Source organism: Rhodococcus erythropolis R138, assembly GCF_000696675.2.
GTDB lineage: Bacteria > Actinomycetota > Actinomycetes > Mycobacteriales > Mycobacteriaceae > Rhodococcus_F > Rhodococcus_F erythropolis.
This window is the reverse complement of the sequence record NZ_CP007255.1, coordinates 3,221,685-3,237,846: the sequence shown is the minus strand read 5'-3', so window position 1 is coordinate 3,237,846 and position 16,162 is coordinate 3,221,685. Positions and strand designations below refer to the sequence as shown.

Genomic DNA, 16,162 nt, shown 5'->3' with positions numbered 1-16,162 from the left:
TTCGGCGACTGATCGCCGTAGCAACACCCTCACGAATCGCCCTACCGGTAAGTAGGTAGGAGACCGCATTCGCGAGTTCCCACCGCAAGTGTGATCCTCGTCTCTCGTACTTTTGTCGGGGGTCAATCCGTTGCTTTCCCAATGGAAGTCGCAGTGAGCCGGATTCCGCGTATGCACTCTCGAATTCGTGTCGGGGGGTCCTTCTACTGTCTGCGGTGTGAGTCCCGCCTCGGCCCGAGAATTTCCGTCTCCGTCCCCGTTCTCCGACGGGGAGAAGTTCGACGTCGGGCGGCAACTGAGCTTCGACGAGCTGGACACACCGCTGAGCGAAACGACGTTTGTCGTCGTCGACCTCGAGACCACAGGTGGAAGCGCCGACCAGGACTCCATCACCGAGATCGGCGCCGTCAAGATCCGCGGTGGCGAAGTGCTCGGTGAAATGGCAACACTCGTCGACCCCGGCCGATCGATTCCGCCGTACATCGTCGAACTGACCGGAATCACCACCGCCATGCTGATCGGCGCACCTCCCATCGAACGTGTCCTACCCGCTTTTCTCGAATTCGCCGAGGGTGCGGTGCTGGTGGCACACAACGCGCCCTTCGACATCGGCTTCCTGAAAGCAGCGGCGTCACGCAGCGCACGCCCGTGGCCGGCGTTCCGTGTGCTGTGCACTGTGAAGCTCGCCAGGCGCGTGCTCACCCGCGACGAGGCGCCTTCGGTCAAACTCTCCGCACTCGCCCATCTCTTCCAGGTGACCACCCAACCGACGCACCGCGCGCTCGACGACGCGCGTGCGACCGTCGACGTCCTACACGGGTTGATCGACAGAGTCGGGAACCAAGGCGTCCACAGTTACAGCGAACTCGTCGACTACCTGCCCAACATTTCCTCACATCAGCGGGCCAAACGGTCCTTCGCCGCAAACCTGCCGCGAAGTCCGGGTGTCTACCTTTTCCGAGGCCCTTCGGACGAAGCCCTCTATATAGGAACTGCTACCGACCTTCGACGCCGCGTCCGCAACTACTTCACCGGTTCGGAGACCCGCGGCCGGATGAAGGAAATGGTCGCGCTCGCCACCCGTGTGGACCACGTCGAGTGCGCCCATGCGCTCGAGGCAGGGGTGCGTGAACTACGACTACTGAGCGCGCATGCACCCCCGTACAACCGTCGCTCCAAATTCCCCAAAAGAGGATGGTGGATCACTCTCACCGACGAGGCGTTTCCCAGACTGTCCGTGGTTCGCACGCCTACGGCCGATTCGATCGGCCCGTTCACCTCTCGCGGCGACGCAGTCGAAGTCGCCGACACCGTCGCAGAGTTCAGCCGCCTACGCACGTGCACCAAACGTCTCGGGCGCGGCGCCGTTCACGGCCCTGACTGCCCCGCTCGCGAACTGGGGGCGTGTCCCGCCTCCTGGGCACCGGAACTCACTGCGCAGGACTACGCGGCCGCCCCTGAGACTGTGCGTGGATTCTTCCGGGGAACCAACGACGCTCCCCTCCAACAAATGCAGGCGCGAATAGACGAGCTGTCCGAACACGCGTTGTTCGAGAATGCTGCTCGTCTGCGTGACCGAACGGTCGCAGTCTCTACCGCAGTGCGGCGCACTCAGCGACTCGCAGCAGTCGCGGCGATCGAACAACTGATTCTCGCCCGTCCCACCGGGGACGGCGGCTGGGAGCTGTCGGTGATCCGTTCCGGACGTCTCGCGTCCGCCGGGCTCGCCAGACGTGGAACTCACCCGATGCCCGTCGTCGACGCCATCACCGCGGCAGCCGAAACCGTCCTACCGGACGACGCACCGTTCCGCGGCGCGTCACCCGAAGAACTGGGCCTGATCGCACGGTGGCTCGCATCGGACGGTGTCCGAATCGTGTCGGCGACATCCGGCTACGTCGAACCTGCGGGCGGCGCCGGCAAGTGGGAAGCCTGGTGCCGACTCGCGCGGGCCGGTACCGAATCCGAACATCGATGACGTAACGACGGAGCGGCACCCCTAAGCTCGATCGAAACCACCGGGTCATCACAACCCACCGGGAAATCGAGGAGAGAAATGATCAACGCCATCGTCATGATTCACGCCGAGTCCGCTCGGATCCCGGAAACCGCGCAGGCCGTCGCCGACCTGTCCGGAGTGACGGAGGTCTACTCGTGCGCAGGTGACGTCGACTTGATCGCCATCGTGAAGGTACGTGACCACGCCCAGATCGCCGACGTGGTCACCGGAGGAATCAACAAGGTGCCCGGCGTTCTCCGAACCGCCACACACATCGCCTTCCAGTCATTCTCCAGCGCAGACGTCGAGGCCGGTTTCTCGCTGGGCGAGTAGCTCGTCGATCAGGCTTGGTCGGCCAGTTCGGCGGTGAGTGCCGCCCACTTGTGAAGCAGTTCAGCGCCGGCGCCGCTGTCGATCGCGGCAGCGGCTGCAGTCATCCCGGCGGAGATCGCACCCTCGAGATCGTCACCGACACCGTTGAACGCCGCGATGGCCGCTCCCGCGTTCAGCAAGACCGCGTCCCGGACCGGCCCCTTCTGTCCGGAAAGCAGCGTTCGGGCGACGGTGGCGTTGAATTCGGCGTCTCCTCCGCGCAACTCTTCGAGAGGAACGCGGTCGATTCCGAGGTCGCGCGGATCCAGCGTGACAGTTCGCACACTTCCACCGCCGACGATGTGAACCGTCGAAGTCGTCGATGTGGTCAGTTCGTCGAGTCCGTCGTCTCCACGCACCACCAACGCCGAATTACCGCGCTGCGCAAGGACTCCCGCGACCACCGAGATCAGCTTCGGAAATGCGCACCCGATCAGCCCGGCACGCGGACGAGCCGGATTGGTCAGTGGACCGAGCACGTTGAATGCCGTCGGGATGCCGATTTCCTTGCGAGGCACCGCCGCAAAGCGCAGTGCGGGATGGAAGACCGGCGCGAAACAAAAGCCGATGCCGACCTCTTCGACGCACCTCGCAACCTGCTCCGGGCCGAGGTTGATGCGAACGCCGAGCGCCTCGAGCACGTCTGCGCCACCACTCTTGGACGAAGCAGCGCGGTTGCCGTGCTTGACAACTCGCACACCGGACGCGGCAACCACGATCGAGGCCATCGTCGAGATGTTGACCGTGTTGGAGCGGTCGCCACCCGTGCCGACGATGTCGACCACGTCGGAATCGACCGGCACGCGCCGGGAGTGTTCGAGCATCGCGCCGGCGAGCCCTTCCAACTCCGCGGGGGTTTCGCCCTTCATCTTCAGCCCGACGCCGAAAGCGGCGATCTGAGCGGAAGTGGCATTGTCCGACATGATCTCGCCCATCGCCCACCGACTGTCGGCTTCCGACAGATCACTGCCGTCCGTGAGCAGACCGAGAATCATCGGCCACGACCGCACCACTGCACTCGAATCGACGTTCACGGCGTTGGATGCGTCGGTGCCGGCCATAGTGCCTTGGTCCCCTTGTCGTTCATGTGGGCTGGATTTCGAGCTGTCGTTTCGAGCTGTCGTTTCGTGCTGCCATTTTGTGCTGCCATTTTGTGCTGCCGATGACCCTCGCAGCCTAGTCAGTGAGGTAGCAAGGAAACCGAATAGGGCCGCTCAGGTCTTTCGGCGACCGCGTTTGGGCGTCGCCTCCGCAAGAATCGGGGGCTGGAGCGCGTCCCACCCGGCGACGGAACCACCGAGTCGCTGCGCCAGACCGGCCATTCGTGATCGCTCCTGGGAGCAATGCAGGGCGTCAAGGATTTGGACACGCTCGAAGATGACGCGAACCGAATTCTCGACCGCCTGAGTCACGTCCTCGGGCCGACTCGCGCCTCGCACATATCCGTCCTGAGCGACGATGTTCTCGGCATCGGCAACCGAGTCCTCCGGCAGGTCGAGATGGTGCCGCAGAACCACTTCGGACTCCGCCCGAAACTCCGGCTCGGTGGAGCCGGCACGTTCGAGAGCGGTCGAACTCGCCTCGGCGTCGTCGAAGCCCTCGGCAACGACGACCAGATCCGACCGCGCCGCGTCGAGCGGCGTCGGAATCTTCGTGCCGAAAATTCTCAGGAACCACGGTCTACTCTTGTGTGTAGCTGCCATCGCGCCAGCATATTCCGACCACGCCACCAGCGCGTTCGCCGCCCGATCCCGCGAACTCGAGCCGAGCGACGCGCCGATGGTGGACCCGAGTGGTCGTCTCTTACGACGAAGCGTCATACTTCTGTCTGTGACGAGCGCAGTAGGGACTTCAGGATCGGCAATCACCCAACGCGTGCACTCGCTGAACCGGCCGAATATGGTCAGCGTTGGCACCATCGTGTGGTTGTCAAGTGAGCTCATGTTCTTCGCAGGGCTCTTTGCCATGTACTTCGTGGCACGAGCTCAGGCGAACGGAAATTGGCCGCCGGAGCCAACCGAATTGAACCTGTATCTGGCCGTGCCGGTGACCTTGGTGCTTATCGCATCTTCGTTCACCTGCCAGATGGGTGTCTTCGCGGCTGAGCGTGGCGACGTCTTCGGACTTCGTCGCTGGTACACCATCACCTTGATCATGGGGGCGTTCTTCGTCTCCGGCCAGGGTTACGAGTACTACCACCTTGTGCACGAGGGCACCACGATTTCGAGCAGCGTGTACGGCTCGGTGTTCTACATGACCACCGGCTTCCACGGTCTGCACGTCATCGGCGGTCTCATCGCCTTCGTCTTCTTGATCGCACGTACCCGGGTCAGCAAGTTCACGCCCGCCCAGGCCACCGCCGCGATCGTTGTTTCGTACTACTGGCACTTTGTCGACATCGTGTGGATCGCGCTGTTTGCCACGATTTATTTCATCCGTTAATCAGCTGTACGCCCCAGGCAGCCCCTGACGTCCAGTTCCGTCCCGACATACCAAAGGGATACAGATGAGTTCATCCCCCCCTCCCGCATCCGATAACTCAGCGAATGCCGCGAAGTCGCGTCGCCAGCGGAAAATCCGCCGGCGCGTTACCGGCGCGCTCGTATTGATGATGGGATTGATCAGCGCAGGTTTCCTCGCTTCGGCGTTGACACCAGCTCCGCAGGTTGCGACCGCCAGCGACGATTCAGCAGCCCTGATTCGTGAAGGCAAGCAGCTCTACGACACGTCATGCATCACGTGCCACGGCGCGAACTTGCAGGGCGTGCAGGACCGCGGTCCCAGCCTCATCGGCGTCGGCGAAGCAGCCGTGTACTTCCAGGTCTCCTCTGGTCGTATGCCCGCAGCTCGCAACGAGGCCCAGGCTGCACGCAAGGACCCCAAGTTCGATGCTGCGCAGACCGACGCCCTCGGCGCTTTCATCCAGGCCAACGGCGGCGGCCCGACGCTCATCCGCGACGAGAACGGCGAAATCGCCCAGTCCTCGCTGCGCGGTGGCGACATCGGACGCGGCAGTGAGCTCTTCCGGCTCAACTGCGCGTCCTGCCACAACTTCACCGGCCGCGGTGGCGCACTGTCCTCGGGCAAGTACGCCCCGGTCCTGGATCCGGCCAGCGAGCAGCAGATCTACGCTGCCATGGTTACCGGCCCCCAGAACATGCCGAAGTTCTCGGATCGTCAGCTGACGATCGAGGAGAAGAAGGACATCATCGCCTACGTCAAGTCGTCGGGCGAGTCGAAGGACCCCGGTGGGTACGGGCTCGGTGGCCTCGGTCCGGCCTCTGAGGGTCTCGCCATGTGGGCCGTCGGAATCATCGCTGTCGTCGGTGCAGCATTGTGGATCGGAGCAAGGTCATGAGCGACGCTGGCCAGCATGGCGGCGATACGCCTAAGAAGTACACAGATGAAGAGCTCGACGCGATGTCACGCGACGACCTGGTCAAGCTGGGTACCAATCTCGATGGCGTCGATGTCGTCTACCGCCGTGATCGTTGGTCGGTAAAGGGCACCAGGGCGGAAAAGCGCGCCGAGCGCAACGTCGCCTTCTGGTTCGGCCTCGCCGGCGTTTCGGCGATCGCATTCATCGCGATCTACCTGTTCTGGCCCTGGGAGTATGCAGGTGCCGGTGACGAGAACTACGGCAAGTACAGCCTGTACACCCCGTTGATCGGCTTGACCATGGGTCTGGCGATCCTCGGCGTCGGCATCGGTGCCGTTCAGTTCACCAAGAAGTTCATCCCCGAAGAGGTCTCGATCCAGGACCGCCACGACGGTGGATCCACCGAGGTCGATCGTCGCACGATCGTCGCCGAGCTCGGCGACACCCTCGATACGTCCACCCTCCCCCGCCGAAAGGCCATCAAGCGCAGCTTGATGTTCGGCGGTGGCGCACTCGGCGTCATGATGGTCATGCCTCTCGGCGGACTCATCAAGAACCCGTGGGCCAAGGGCGACGACTCACCCCTGTGGGTGTCCGGCTGGACCCCGAACTACCCGGGCGAGACCATCTACCTGCGTCGTGACACCGGCCGTCCCGAGGACATCGTCCTCGTTCGCCCGGAAGATCTCGATGCCGGTTCTATGGAAACGGTCTTCCCGTTCCGCGAGTCCGACCGTGGCGACGAGCACGCTCTGCTCGCAGCACTGCGCGGCATTCGTAACTCGGTGATGCTCATCCGCCTCCGCACGGAAGACACCGCGCGTGTCACCAAGCGCAAGGGCCAGGAGAGCTTCAACTACGGCGATTACTTCGCGTACTCGAAGATCTGCACCCACCTGGGTTGCCCCACCTCGCTCTACGAACAGCAGAGCAACCGTATTCTGTGCCCCTGCCACCAGTCGCAGTTCGACGCACTGACCTACGGCAAGCCGATCTTCGGTCCCGCTGCTCGCGCACTTCCGCAGTTGCCTATTACAGTGAACGAAGAGGGCTTCCTGGTCGCCGACGGTGACTTCATCGAAGCACTCGGCCCGGCATTTTGGGAGCGTCGACCGTGACCACAACAACAACCAAACCGTCCAAGATCAGCGCGGCAGCGGCTGGACAAGCGGAGGCTATGGACTCCCGCTACCACCTCGCCGCAGGCATGCGCCGGCAGATCAACAAGGTCTTCCCGACGCACTGGTCCTTCATGCTCGGCGAGATCGCGCTCTACAGCTTCGTGATCCTGCTGATCTCCGGTGTGTTCCTGACACTGTTCTTCGATCCGTCGATGGCACACGTCGTCTACCAGGGCGCGTACCAGCCGCTTCGCGGTGTCACGATGTCTCGCGCCTACGAGACGACCCTGAACATCTCCTTCGAGGTGCGCGGCGGTCTCTTCGTTCGCCAGATTCACCACTGGGCTGCACTGATGTTCGCGGCGTCGATCATCGTTCACCTCGCTCGCATCTTCTTCACCGGCGCATTCCGTCGTCCGCGTGAAGCGAACTGGGTCATCGGCTGCCTGCTGCTCATCCTGGCGATGTTCGAAGGCTTCTTCGGTTACACCATCCCCGACGACTTGCTCTCGGGCACCGGCCTCCGCGCCGCCTTCGGTGGTATCACGATGAGTATCCCGATCGTCGGTACTTGGATGCACTGGCTGATCTTCGACGGCGACTTCCCCGGCGACCTCATCATCCCGCGTCTCTACGTCGCTCACGTGCTGCTGTTCCCGGGCATCATCCTGGCTCTGATCGCCGGCCACCTCGCGTTGGTCTGGTACCAGAAGCACACGCAGTTCCCCGGCCCCGGCCGTACGGAACAGAACGTCGTCGGCGTCCGCATCCTCCCGGTCTTCGCAATGAAGGGTGGCGCGTTCTTCGCCATGACCTTCGGCGTGCTCGCACTGCTCGGTGGTCTGTTCCAGATCAACCCCGTCTGGAACATCGGTCCGTACAACCCGTCACAGGTCTCGGCAGGTTCCCAGCCCGATATCTACATGATGTGGACGGACGGCCTTGCTCGACTGTGGCCGGCGTGGGAGATCTACCTGTTCGGCCGCTACACGATCCCCGCTGTGTTCGCCGTCGCCCTGATCATGGGCCTCGTCTTCGCACTGTTGATCGCGTACCCGTGGATCGAGAAGCGTCTCACCGGAGACGACGCTCACCACAACATCCTGCAGCGCCCGCGCGATGTGCCGGTCCGTACCGCTATCGGTGCGATGTCCATCGCGTTCTACCTGGTGCTCACGATCTCCTGCATCAACGACATCATCGCGTACCACCTTCACATCTCGCTGAACGCAATGACGTGGATCGGCCGTATCGGCATGGTCATCCTTCCGCCCATCGCGTACTTCGTGACGTACCGGTTCTGCATCGGCCTGCAGCGCAGTGACCGTGCAGTCCTCGAACACGGCATCGAGACCGGCATCATCAAGCGGATGCCGAACGGCCAGTACATCGAGATCCACCAGCCGCTCGGCCCCGTCGACGAGCACGGACACCCGATCCCGCTCGAGTACCAGGGTGCCGCTGTCCCGAAGAAGATGAACAAGCTCGGCCTCGCCGGCAAGCCCGGTAGCGGTAGCCTCATCACCGCTGACCCAGTCGAGGAGAGCGAGGCTCTCGAAGCCGCTCATCACGAAGCTGAGCACGAGCAGCTTCAGATCCTTCTGGACTACCAGAACCGAACCAACGGCAAGTCCGATGGTTCCAGTGGAGAACTCCACTAAGAACGACAGTTGACCAGTGAGGCCCCGAACCGGATTCCGGTTCGGGGCCTCACTCGTTCTCTGAGCGATTCAGCATGACAACCTCCAGTGGGTCACCACTCCCCCGGTTCGACGTCTGAGCGCCGACAACAGCGGGCACGACGCCTTGCTAGACCTCGAGCACAGTTGAATAGTGCTCCACCGTCGGGAACGGCTCGTAGAAGTGGTGGAGAAGTTCTCGCCACTTCTCGTATCCCGTGGACTGACGGAACCCGTTGGTGTGTGACTCCACGTCTTCCCACTCGACGAGCAAGAGATACCGCTCCGGCGATTCCAGGCAGTGCGAGAGTCGCAGCCTGATGAATCCGGGGACCTCGGAGATGATGGTTCGGGCCACATCGAACGCGGCCTCGAATCGCGCTGACTGCGACGGATCGACCTGCAGGACGGCATGTTCGAGGATCATCTACGGAGTGTTGCACGTTCTCGGTAGTCCCCTCGAGGCGTTGCCGCCTGGTGAGATACTCGGACCATGACATCCCATGCACGCGGCACCTTCGAGATCGATCTCCGCCCCGCCGATCCTGAGCTCTCCGGACGCGTCGGGCGCTTCGAGTTCGACAAGACGTTCATCGGCGGCGTCGAAGGAACATCGACCGGACTCATGCTGTCCGCGGGCGATCCGACAACCGGTGAAGCGGGCTACGTCGCTTTGGAGTTTGTCACCGGGCAGGTCGACGAAGCTGTGGGATCGTTCGCCCTGCAGCAGTTCGGTCAGATGATCAACGGAACGCAGAAGCTGCTGTACGAGATCGTGCCGGGGTCCGGAACCGGCGAGCTGAAGGGCATCTCGGGCACTCTCGAGCTAGAGATCGTCGACGGTCTGCACCGCTACGACCTCGGATACTCGCTCCACGATTGACAAAGAGCGGTTGGGTAATCGGCACCCTCGTACCGCAACTCGTAGATACGACAACAGAGGCGCCGTACCCGGGTGGGTGCGGCGCCTCTGTTGGAGTGCGGGTGAAACTAGTGCTTCTCGGGTCCGGTGTAGTACTCGAACACCAAGCCTGCAGCTGCGGCGAGCACACAGACAACTGCGACTGCGATGAGCCACGGCTGGAAGTACGCCAGCGACACTGCCGCGAGTGCAGCTGCGGCGGCAAGCAGGATCGGCCAGAAGCTACCCGGGCTGAAGAAGCCCAGTTCTCCTGCACCATCCGAGATTTCTGCGTCGTCGTAGTCCTCGGGACGGGTGTCCAGACGACGGGCAACGAAGCGGAAGTAGGTACCCACGATGAGCGTCAGACCTGCAGACAGGACGATGGCCGTCAGTCCGGCCCACTCGATACCTGTGCGTGACAGAGCGGTGAACACTCCGTAGATGATCGCGACGAGAATGAAGAACATCGTCAGGATCTCGAAGAGCTTGGCTTCGATCTTCATATCAGCACTTGTCCTTGTTCAGTGAAGAGGCTGGCCGGCTCAGTTGCCTGCAGTGGCGACGGTTGCCTGACGGTACTCGCGGTCGGTGTTGAACGGCGTGGTCGACGTAGCCACCGGCGACTGACCGATTGCCTGCAGGGCCTCGGCGGTCGTCAGACCACCCTTGCCCTCCGCGTCACCCTTACGCAGTTCGATGTACTTGGCGAAGTCCTCGGGCGAAACCGCACGAACCTCGAAGTTCATCATCGCGTGGAACGTGCCACACATTTCTGCACAACGCCCGACGAACGCGCCTTCCTTCTCGATCTCACTGATCTGGAAGATGTTGTCCGAGTGGTTCTCCTTGGGGTTCGGGAGAACGTCGCGCTTGAACAGGAACTCAGGCACCCAGAAGGCGTGGATGACGTCCGAGGAAGCGAGTTCGAACTGGATCCGCTTGCCGGTGGGCAGAACGAGGATCGGGATCTCCTGGCTGGAGCCGACAGTCTCGATCTTGTCGTAGTGCAGGTAGCTCAGGTCCTCGGTGCTGTTGCCGTGGATCGGGCCGGGAACTTCTTCGCCGTGATCGTTGACAGTGGAGCCCTCGGCCTTGGCAGCCTCTTCGGCTTCGACGTCGATGCCGTTGTACTTGGCACTGCCGTCACCGAACTCGATGGAGCGGTAGCCGAACTTCCAGTTCCACTGGAATGCCGTGACGTCTACGACGACGTCAGGGTTGTCCGTCTTGTCCAGAACATGGTTCTGGACGATGACGGTGAAGTAGAAGAGAACCGCGATGATGACGAAGGGAACTGCCGTGTAACCGAGTTCGAGAGGCACGTTGTATGCCGTCTGACGCGGGAATTCCGGCGAGTCCTTCTTCTTGCGGTGGAAGATGACGGCCCAGAAGACCAGTCCCCACACCAGCACACCCATGACGAGGGCGGCTACAACCGACCACGTCCACAGCTCACGCATGCGCGTCGCCTCCGGGGTGATGCCCGAAGGCCACCCGAAACGAAGCACTTCGTTGTCGATGGAGCAACCCGACAGCAGCAAGGCAGCAATGCCCAGAGATACTGCCAGCCCCGCTCGCCGAAGGATCCGACCTTGCGCCACGTTCACGCCTTCCTGATCGCCACAAAATTCAACTAGGGCATGCCCGGAGGGAAGGCCCAATTACTACGCAGCGTAGACCAAAGCCGGGCGCTATCCATCCTCGGGTCCTCGCCCGTGTCGCGGCGGACGTCACACAGCTCTCTCAGGTGCTGCTCAGGAACGGCTCAGGTCGTTTCGGCGACGCACATCACGTCGATTCGTTCCGCCGCGATCGGCAGGGACGTCGATCTGCGGCATACTTTCGACAAGAGTTCGTTGACCTCTCCCCGACACTCGTGTCCGGGAGCCTTCTCTACAAAAATTCTGAATCGAGGAACCGGACGCTGTGTGTGGACTGCTCGGGCTACTGACATCTGGCGGAACCAGCGAGGACGCCGTCTCGCGGGTCGACCAGGCGATGCATTGCCTTCGTCACCGCGGGCCGGACGAACACGGGACGTGGAACGACGACCACCTCGTCTTCGGGTTCAACCGCCTGGCGATCATCGACATCGCTCATTCCCACCAGCCGCTGCGTTGGGGCCCGCCGGAGAACCCGGAGCGTTATGCGCTCACGTTCAACGGCGAGATCTACAACTACCTGGAGATCCGCGCCGAACTGGTCAAGGACCACGACGCCAAGTTCTTCACCGAGGGCGACTCCGAGGCCATCGTCGCTGCATTCCACTACTGGGGTGAGGATGCGGTCCGGCGCCTACGCGGAATGTTCGCGTTCGCGATCTGGGACACCGACACACGCGAGCTGTTCATCGCGCGCGATCCGTTCGGGATCAAGCCGCTGTTCATTGCTACCGGCGCCGGCGGCACCGCGTTCGGCAGTGAGAAGAAGAGCCTGCTCGAACTCACCGATCTGATCGGCATCGGTACCGAGCTGGATCCGCGCGCCATCGAGCACTACACCGTTCTGCAGTACGTCCCGGAGCCGGAAACATTGCACAAGGAGATCCGACGCCTGGAGTCGGGCAGCTTCGCTCGGGTGCGTCCGGGCGAGGAACCCACGTTCACGCGGTACTTCACGCCGAAGTTCCCGGCCAAGCCTTTTGCACCTGGCACCGAGAAGGCGCGCTACCAGGAAATCGCCGAGGCACTCGAGGATTCGGTCGCCAAGCACATGCGCGCCGACGTCACCGTCGGTTCGTTCTTGTCCGGCGGTATCGACTCCACGGCGATCGCGGCGCTGGCGATGCGCCACAACCCCAACCTGATCACCTTCACGACCGGTTTCGAACGTGAGGGCTATTCCGAGGTCGACGTCGCTGCAGAATCTGCCGCGGCGATCGGCGCGAAGCACGTTGTCAAGGTGGTCTCCCCCGCCGAGTTCGCCGCTGCCATTCCCGAGATCGTCTGGTACCTCGACGACCCGGTAGCCGATCCGGCATTGATTCCGCTGTGGTTCATCGCGAAGGAAGCCCGCAAGCACGTCAAGGTCGTGCTGTCCGGCGAGGGTGCCGACGAGCTGTTCGGCGGCTACACGATTTACCGTGAGCCGTTGTCGCTCAAGCCTTTCGAGTACCTCCCCAAGGGATTGCGTCGGGCTGCGGGCAAGTTGTCCGAACGCATCCCGGACGGTACTCGCGGCAAGAGTCTGCTCAATCGCGGTTCGTTGACCCTCGAGGAGCGCTACTACGGCAATGCTCGTAGCTTCAACGACGCTCAGCTCCGCGCCGTCCTTCGCGATTTCCGCCCCGAGTGGACGCACCAGGACGTCACCGCGCCGATCTACGCGCAGTCACGGGACTGGGATCCGGTTGCGCGGATGCAGCATCTCGACCTGTTCACCTGGCTTCGCGGCGACATCCTCGTCAAGGCCGACAAGATGACGATGGCCAACTCGCTGGAACTGCGTGTGCCGTTCCTCGATCCCGAGGTCTTCGACGTAGCGTCACGCGTACCGCTCGATCAGAAGATCACGAAGGACACAACCAAGTACGCACTGCGTCAGGCCTTGGAAGGCATTGTGCCGCACCATGTTCTGCACCGTGCGAAGCTCGGGTTCCCGGTTCCCCTGCGCCATTGGCTGCGCGGCACCGAACTCTTCGACTGGGCACATCTGCAGATCGAGGAGTCGGGTACCGACCACATCTTCGACAAGCAGGCCGTCGTGAAGATGCTCAACGATCACCGCGAGGGCGTTTCCGACCACAGTCGACGCCTGTGGACCGTGCTGACGTTCATGGTCTGGCACGGGATCTTCGTGGAGAAGCGCATCGTGCCGCAGATCCAGGAACCGGTGTACCCGGTCAACATCTAGGCCTTCGGCCCCGTGAGTGGTCAGGGAGTCTCCGGACTCCTCAACCACTCACGGGGCGGAGTCCTACTTCGGCAGGATCGTCGCGATCTCGTCCGCAGCCGCACTGCCGTAAGCGTCGGTAAGGCGCTTGAGGGCCTCGTCGCGATTGAACACCCACTCCTGTGTTCCCACGGTCTCGAGGATCAGCACAGCGACCAAAGATCCCAGCTGAGCGGCGCGCTCGAAGCTCAGGCCAGCGCCGTGTGCGAGCAGGAACCCGGCGCGGAAGCCGTCGCCAACGCCCGTCGGATCCACCTTGCCGGTCTCGGGCACTACGTCGACGCGCACCCAATTACCTTCGGCGTCAACAATTTCCACACCCTTGGAGCCGAGGGTGGTGACACGGATGCCGACCTGCGCGCGGATCTCTTCCTCGCTCAGACCAGTCTTCTGCTGAAGCAGACCCCACTCGTACTCGTTGGTGAACAAGTACTTCGCACCGTGGATGAGCGCCTTGGCCTCGTCACCGGACAGGCGAGCAAGCTGCTGCGACGGATCCGCTGCGAACGGGATTCCGAGCAGACGGCATTCGTCGGTATGGCGAACCATGGCCTCGGGGTCGTTGGCGCCGATCAGCACCAGTTCGACTGCGCCCGCAGTCTTGGCCACTGCCGCGAGTTCGATCTCGCGGGCCTCGCTCATCGCACCGGGGTAGAACGACGCGATCTGCGCCATGTCCTCGTCGGTGGTGCACACGAAACGCGCCGTATGTGCCTTGTCCGAGATACGGACCGCACTGCAGTCGACGCCGTTGTCCTCGAGCCACGTGCGGTACTCGGCGAAGTCGGCACCGACTGCGCCGACGAGTAGCGGGGACCCACCGAGCACGCCCATGGCGTAAGCGATGTTGCCGCCGACACCACCGCGGCGAATCACGAGATCGTCCACCAGGAAACTCAGCGAAACGTGGGCGAGCTGATCGGCGAGGAGCTGATCGGCGAAGCGGCCGGGGAAGCGCATCAAGTGGTCGGTGGCGATGGAACCGGTTACCGCAATAGTCACGGATCGTGGCCTTTCAGCGAAGTGAGTACAAGAATGAAAGAGGAGCAAAAGTTCACGTTACCGCCCGTAGCGCCGTCATCGGCGCCCGAGCCGTCAGATCGGAACGGTCTGCAGGCGAGTCACCACAAACAACTGACGCGAAACCGAATGTCGGTTCCGCGTCAGTTGTTTGTGAATTGAGTTGTGATCGACAGACTCAGTTGAACGAGTCACCGCAGGCGCAGGAACCTGTTGCATTGGGGTTGTCGATCGAGAAGCCCTGCTGCTCGATGGTGTCGAGGAAGTCGATGGACGCACCTTCGACGTACGGCGCGCTCATCCGGTCGACAACCAGGTTGACGCCGTTGAAGTCGACGGTGAGGTCACCGTCGAGCGTGCGGTCGTCGAAGAACAGCTGGTACTTCAGTCCGGCACAGCCGCCGGGCTGCACTGCGATACGCAGCGCGAGGTCGTCGCGACCCTCCTGATCGAAGAGTGCCTTCGCCTTGGCGGATGCGGCCTCGGTCATCTTGACGCCGTGGGTGGCGGTCTCGTTCTGCACAGTCATGGGCTCTCCCTAATGTTCGTACCAACCCGTGAACGCTTCAACGGTACGCCGCTGCCGACTTATTCCCGCCAGTCCTTACCGGGTGCGATTCGTCTTCATCCTATCCGGTCTTCCCGACACGGCAACGGCGCGTCGACGCTTGTGGATCCTCAGCTCCGGGCGCCGCGCCAGATCTTCCACTCCCGTGCCGTGTGTTCGGCGAGTCCCTCGAGACACGCCGACGCTTCCTCCATCGCACGTTCCACCGACCCGGCGAACTCCGTCACCGATTTCGTCGCGACTATCGAGGTTGACGAATAGTCCGCCGCGTCGAGCGTCACCTGACCGGCAAAGACGAGCGTCGGAACTCCGTGCGCCGCCCCGGCCGAAGCAAGCGTCGTGACGAGTTTGCCGCGCAGAGATTGGTGGTCGAACTTACCTTCGCCCGTGATCACCAGGTCAGCGGAAGCCAATAGCGCCGCCTGGCCGGTGCGATCGGCGACGACGTCAGCCCCCGATCTCCGCTGCGCACCGAGGGCGAACAGCGCAGCACCGATACCACCCGCGGCGCCGGCACCCGGAAAATCCGACACTCGTTTTCCGGTGGCGGACTCCAACTGTTCGGCCCATCTCGCGTTTCTCGCTTCGAGGACAGCGACGGCATCGGCGTCGGCGCCCTTTTGCGGGCCGAACACCGCTGCCGCACCGTGCTCGCCGAGAAGTACGTGTTCGACGTCGGTGGCCGCGACCAACGCAATGCCCGCCGTAGCCGCCGTTGCGGCCTCCAGACCGCCCAGCGCCTCCACCAGCCCACGTCCCCCGTCGGTGCAGCAACTCCCGCCGAGTCCGACGACAATCGTCTTCACGCCTGCCTCGAGCGCGACAGCGATCAGTTCTCCGACACCGCAACTGTGCGCGGCGAGTGCGCTGTCCCGTGTCGGCGGACCTCCGAGCAGACCGAGCCCGACAGCCTCGGCGGACTCGATGTACGCCGTGTCCGAATCCAACAGCCACGCGGCGTCGACGCCCACGGTCAGTGGCCCAGGCACCCGTGCGGTCCGGATGTCGCCCCCAGCCGTGGCCAAGACGTCGACGAAACCCGGACCACCGTCGGATTGTGGCGCGGTGACGACGTCGTCTTCGGGTCGGCCACGTCGCCAACCGGCAGAAATGGACTCAGCCGCCTCGACGGCCGTCAACGTCTCACCAAACGAATCTGGAGCAACTATTACCCGCATAGCGGAAGTCTAAGAGTCCCGAATGACCCCGATGTTTCACGATCTCGCGCG

General features: G+C 62.9%; 16 protein-coding genes. 8 read left to right on the top strand and 8 right to left on the bottom strand.

Annotation, left to right across the window (positions count from 1 at the left end; genetic code table 11):
* The first annotated feature begins 217 nt into the window (after positions 1-217).
* On the top strand, positions 218-1,978 hold the full coding sequence (locus tag H351_RS15170; protein ID WP_182261442.1) for a DEDD exonuclease domain-containing protein: 1,761 nt from the start codon (positions 218-220) through the stop codon (positions 1,976-1,978).
* Between the two features lie 78 nt (positions 1,979-2,056).
* Positions 2,057-2,332, top strand: a complete 276-nt coding sequence (locus H351_RS15165) for an Lrp/AsnC family transcriptional regulator (protein ID WP_003941677.1) — start codon at positions 2,057-2,059, stop codon at positions 2,330-2,332.
* Between the two features lie 8 nt (positions 2,333-2,340).
* Here H351_RS15165 and trpD read toward each other — a convergent pair whose 3' ends face one another.
* Both trpD and H351_RS15155 read right to left on the bottom strand, forming a co-directional pair.
* A complete protein-coding gene (trpD, locus tag H351_RS15160) occupies positions 2,341-3,432 on the bottom strand; it encodes an anthranilate phosphoribosyltransferase (RefSeq protein ID WP_020908099.1) in 1,092 nt (363 codons plus the stop codon).
* Positions 3,433-3,585: 153 nt separating this feature from the next.
* Positions 3,586-4,074, bottom strand: a complete 489-nt coding sequence (locus H351_RS15155; protein WP_037120408.1) for a hypothetical protein — start codon at positions 4,072-4,074, stop codon at positions 3,586-3,588.
* Positions 4,075-4,201: 127 nt separating this feature from the next.
* Between H351_RS15155 and ctaE the strand changes: the two genes are divergently transcribed.
* The 4 genes from ctaE to qcrB all read left to right on the top strand — a co-directional run bounded on the left by ctaE (position 4,202) and on the right by qcrB (position 8,532).
* Positions 4,202-4,813 carry an aa3-type cytochrome oxidase subunit III gene (gene ctaE, locus H351_RS15150; protein ID WP_020908101.1) on the top strand — a complete coding sequence of 204 codons (612 nt, stop codon included), beginning with the start codon at positions 4,202-4,204 and terminating at the stop codon, positions 4,811-4,813.
* Positions 4,814-4,877: 64 nt separating this feature from the next.
* A complete protein-coding gene (qcrC, locus tag H351_RS15145) occupies positions 4,878-5,729 on the top strand; it encodes a cytochrome bc1 complex diheme cytochrome c subunit (RefSeq protein WP_020908102.1) in 852 nt (283 codons plus the stop codon).
* Positions 5,726-6,868: a cytochrome bc1 complex Rieske iron-sulfur subunit gene (gene qcrA / locus H351_RS15140; protein WP_020908103.1), complete on the top strand. Its 1,143-nt coding sequence runs from the start codon at positions 5,726-5,728 to the stop codon at positions 6,866-6,868. Before qcrC ends, qcrA begins: the two co-directional genes overlap by 4 nt.
* Positions 6,869-6,927: 59 nt before the next feature.
* The gene (qcrB, locus tag H351_RS15135; protein ID WP_044480654.1) at positions 6,928-8,532 is read left to right on the top strand and encodes a cytochrome bc1 complex cytochrome b subunit; all 1,605 of its coding nucleotides are present in this window, start codon (positions 6,928-6,930) and stop codon (positions 8,530-8,532) included.
* Positions 8,533-8,680: 148 nt separating this feature from the next.
* On the opposite strand, the gene H351_RS15130 is transcribed toward qcrB, so the two are convergent.
* Positions 8,681-8,977 (bottom strand): antibiotic biosynthesis monooxygenase family protein, encoded by a 297-nt coding sequence (locus H351_RS15130; protein ID WP_029255569.1) that lies wholly within the window; start codon positions 8,975-8,977, stop codon positions 8,681-8,683.
* A gap of 66 nt (positions 8,978-9,043) precedes the next feature.
* Between H351_RS15130 and H351_RS15125 the strand changes: the two genes are divergently transcribed.
* Positions 9,044-9,433, top strand: coding sequence for a DUF3224 domain-containing protein (locus tag H351_RS15125; RefSeq protein WP_029255570.1), 390 nt, complete (start codon positions 9,044-9,046; stop codon positions 9,431-9,433).
* A gap of 107 nt (positions 9,434-9,540) precedes the next feature.
* Here H351_RS15125 and H351_RS15120 read toward each other — a convergent pair whose 3' ends face one another.
* Together H351_RS15120 and ctaC are read right to left on the bottom strand one after the other, a co-directional pair.
* Positions 9,541-9,957, bottom strand: a complete 417-nt coding sequence (locus H351_RS15120; RefSeq protein ID WP_003941723.1) for a cytochrome c oxidase subunit 4 — start codon at positions 9,955-9,957, stop codon at positions 9,541-9,543.
* Positions 9,958-9,996: 39 nt separating this feature from the next.
* Complete coding sequence (gene ctaC, locus H351_RS15115) at positions 9,997-11,061, bottom strand: aa3-type cytochrome oxidase subunit II (RefSeq protein WP_019748910.1); 1,065 nt, start codon at positions 11,059-11,061, stop codon at positions 9,997-9,999.
* Positions 11,062-11,380: 319 nt separating this feature from the next.
* Here ctaC and asnB point away from each other — a divergent pair, with 319 nt between their 5' ends.
* Positions 11,381-13,306, top strand: coding sequence for an asparagine synthase (glutamine-hydrolyzing) (gene asnB / locus H351_RS15110; RefSeq protein ID WP_019748911.1), 1,926 nt, complete (start codon positions 11,381-11,383; stop codon positions 13,304-13,306).
* Positions 13,307-13,369: 63 nt separating this feature from the next.
* Here asnB and H351_RS15105 read toward each other — a convergent pair whose 3' ends face one another.
* The 3 genes from H351_RS15105 to H351_RS15095 form a co-directional block, all read right to left on the bottom strand.
* A complete protein-coding gene (locus H351_RS15105) occupies positions 13,370-14,347 on the bottom strand; it encodes a carbohydrate kinase family protein (RefSeq protein ID WP_003941700.1) in 978 nt (325 codons plus the stop codon).
* 196 nt (positions 14,348-14,543) lie between these two features.
* A complete protein-coding gene (locus tag H351_RS15100; protein ID WP_007730053.1) occupies positions 14,544-14,894 on the bottom strand; it encodes a HesB/IscA family protein in 351 nt (116 codons plus the stop codon).
* Between the two features lie 149 nt (positions 14,895-15,043).
* The gene (locus tag H351_RS15095) at positions 15,044-16,111 is read right to left on the bottom strand and encodes a glycerate kinase family protein (RefSeq protein WP_029255571.1); all 1,068 of its coding nucleotides are present in this window, start codon (positions 16,109-16,111) and stop codon (positions 15,044-15,046) included.
* Between the last annotated feature and the right edge of the window lie 51 nt (positions 16,112-16,162).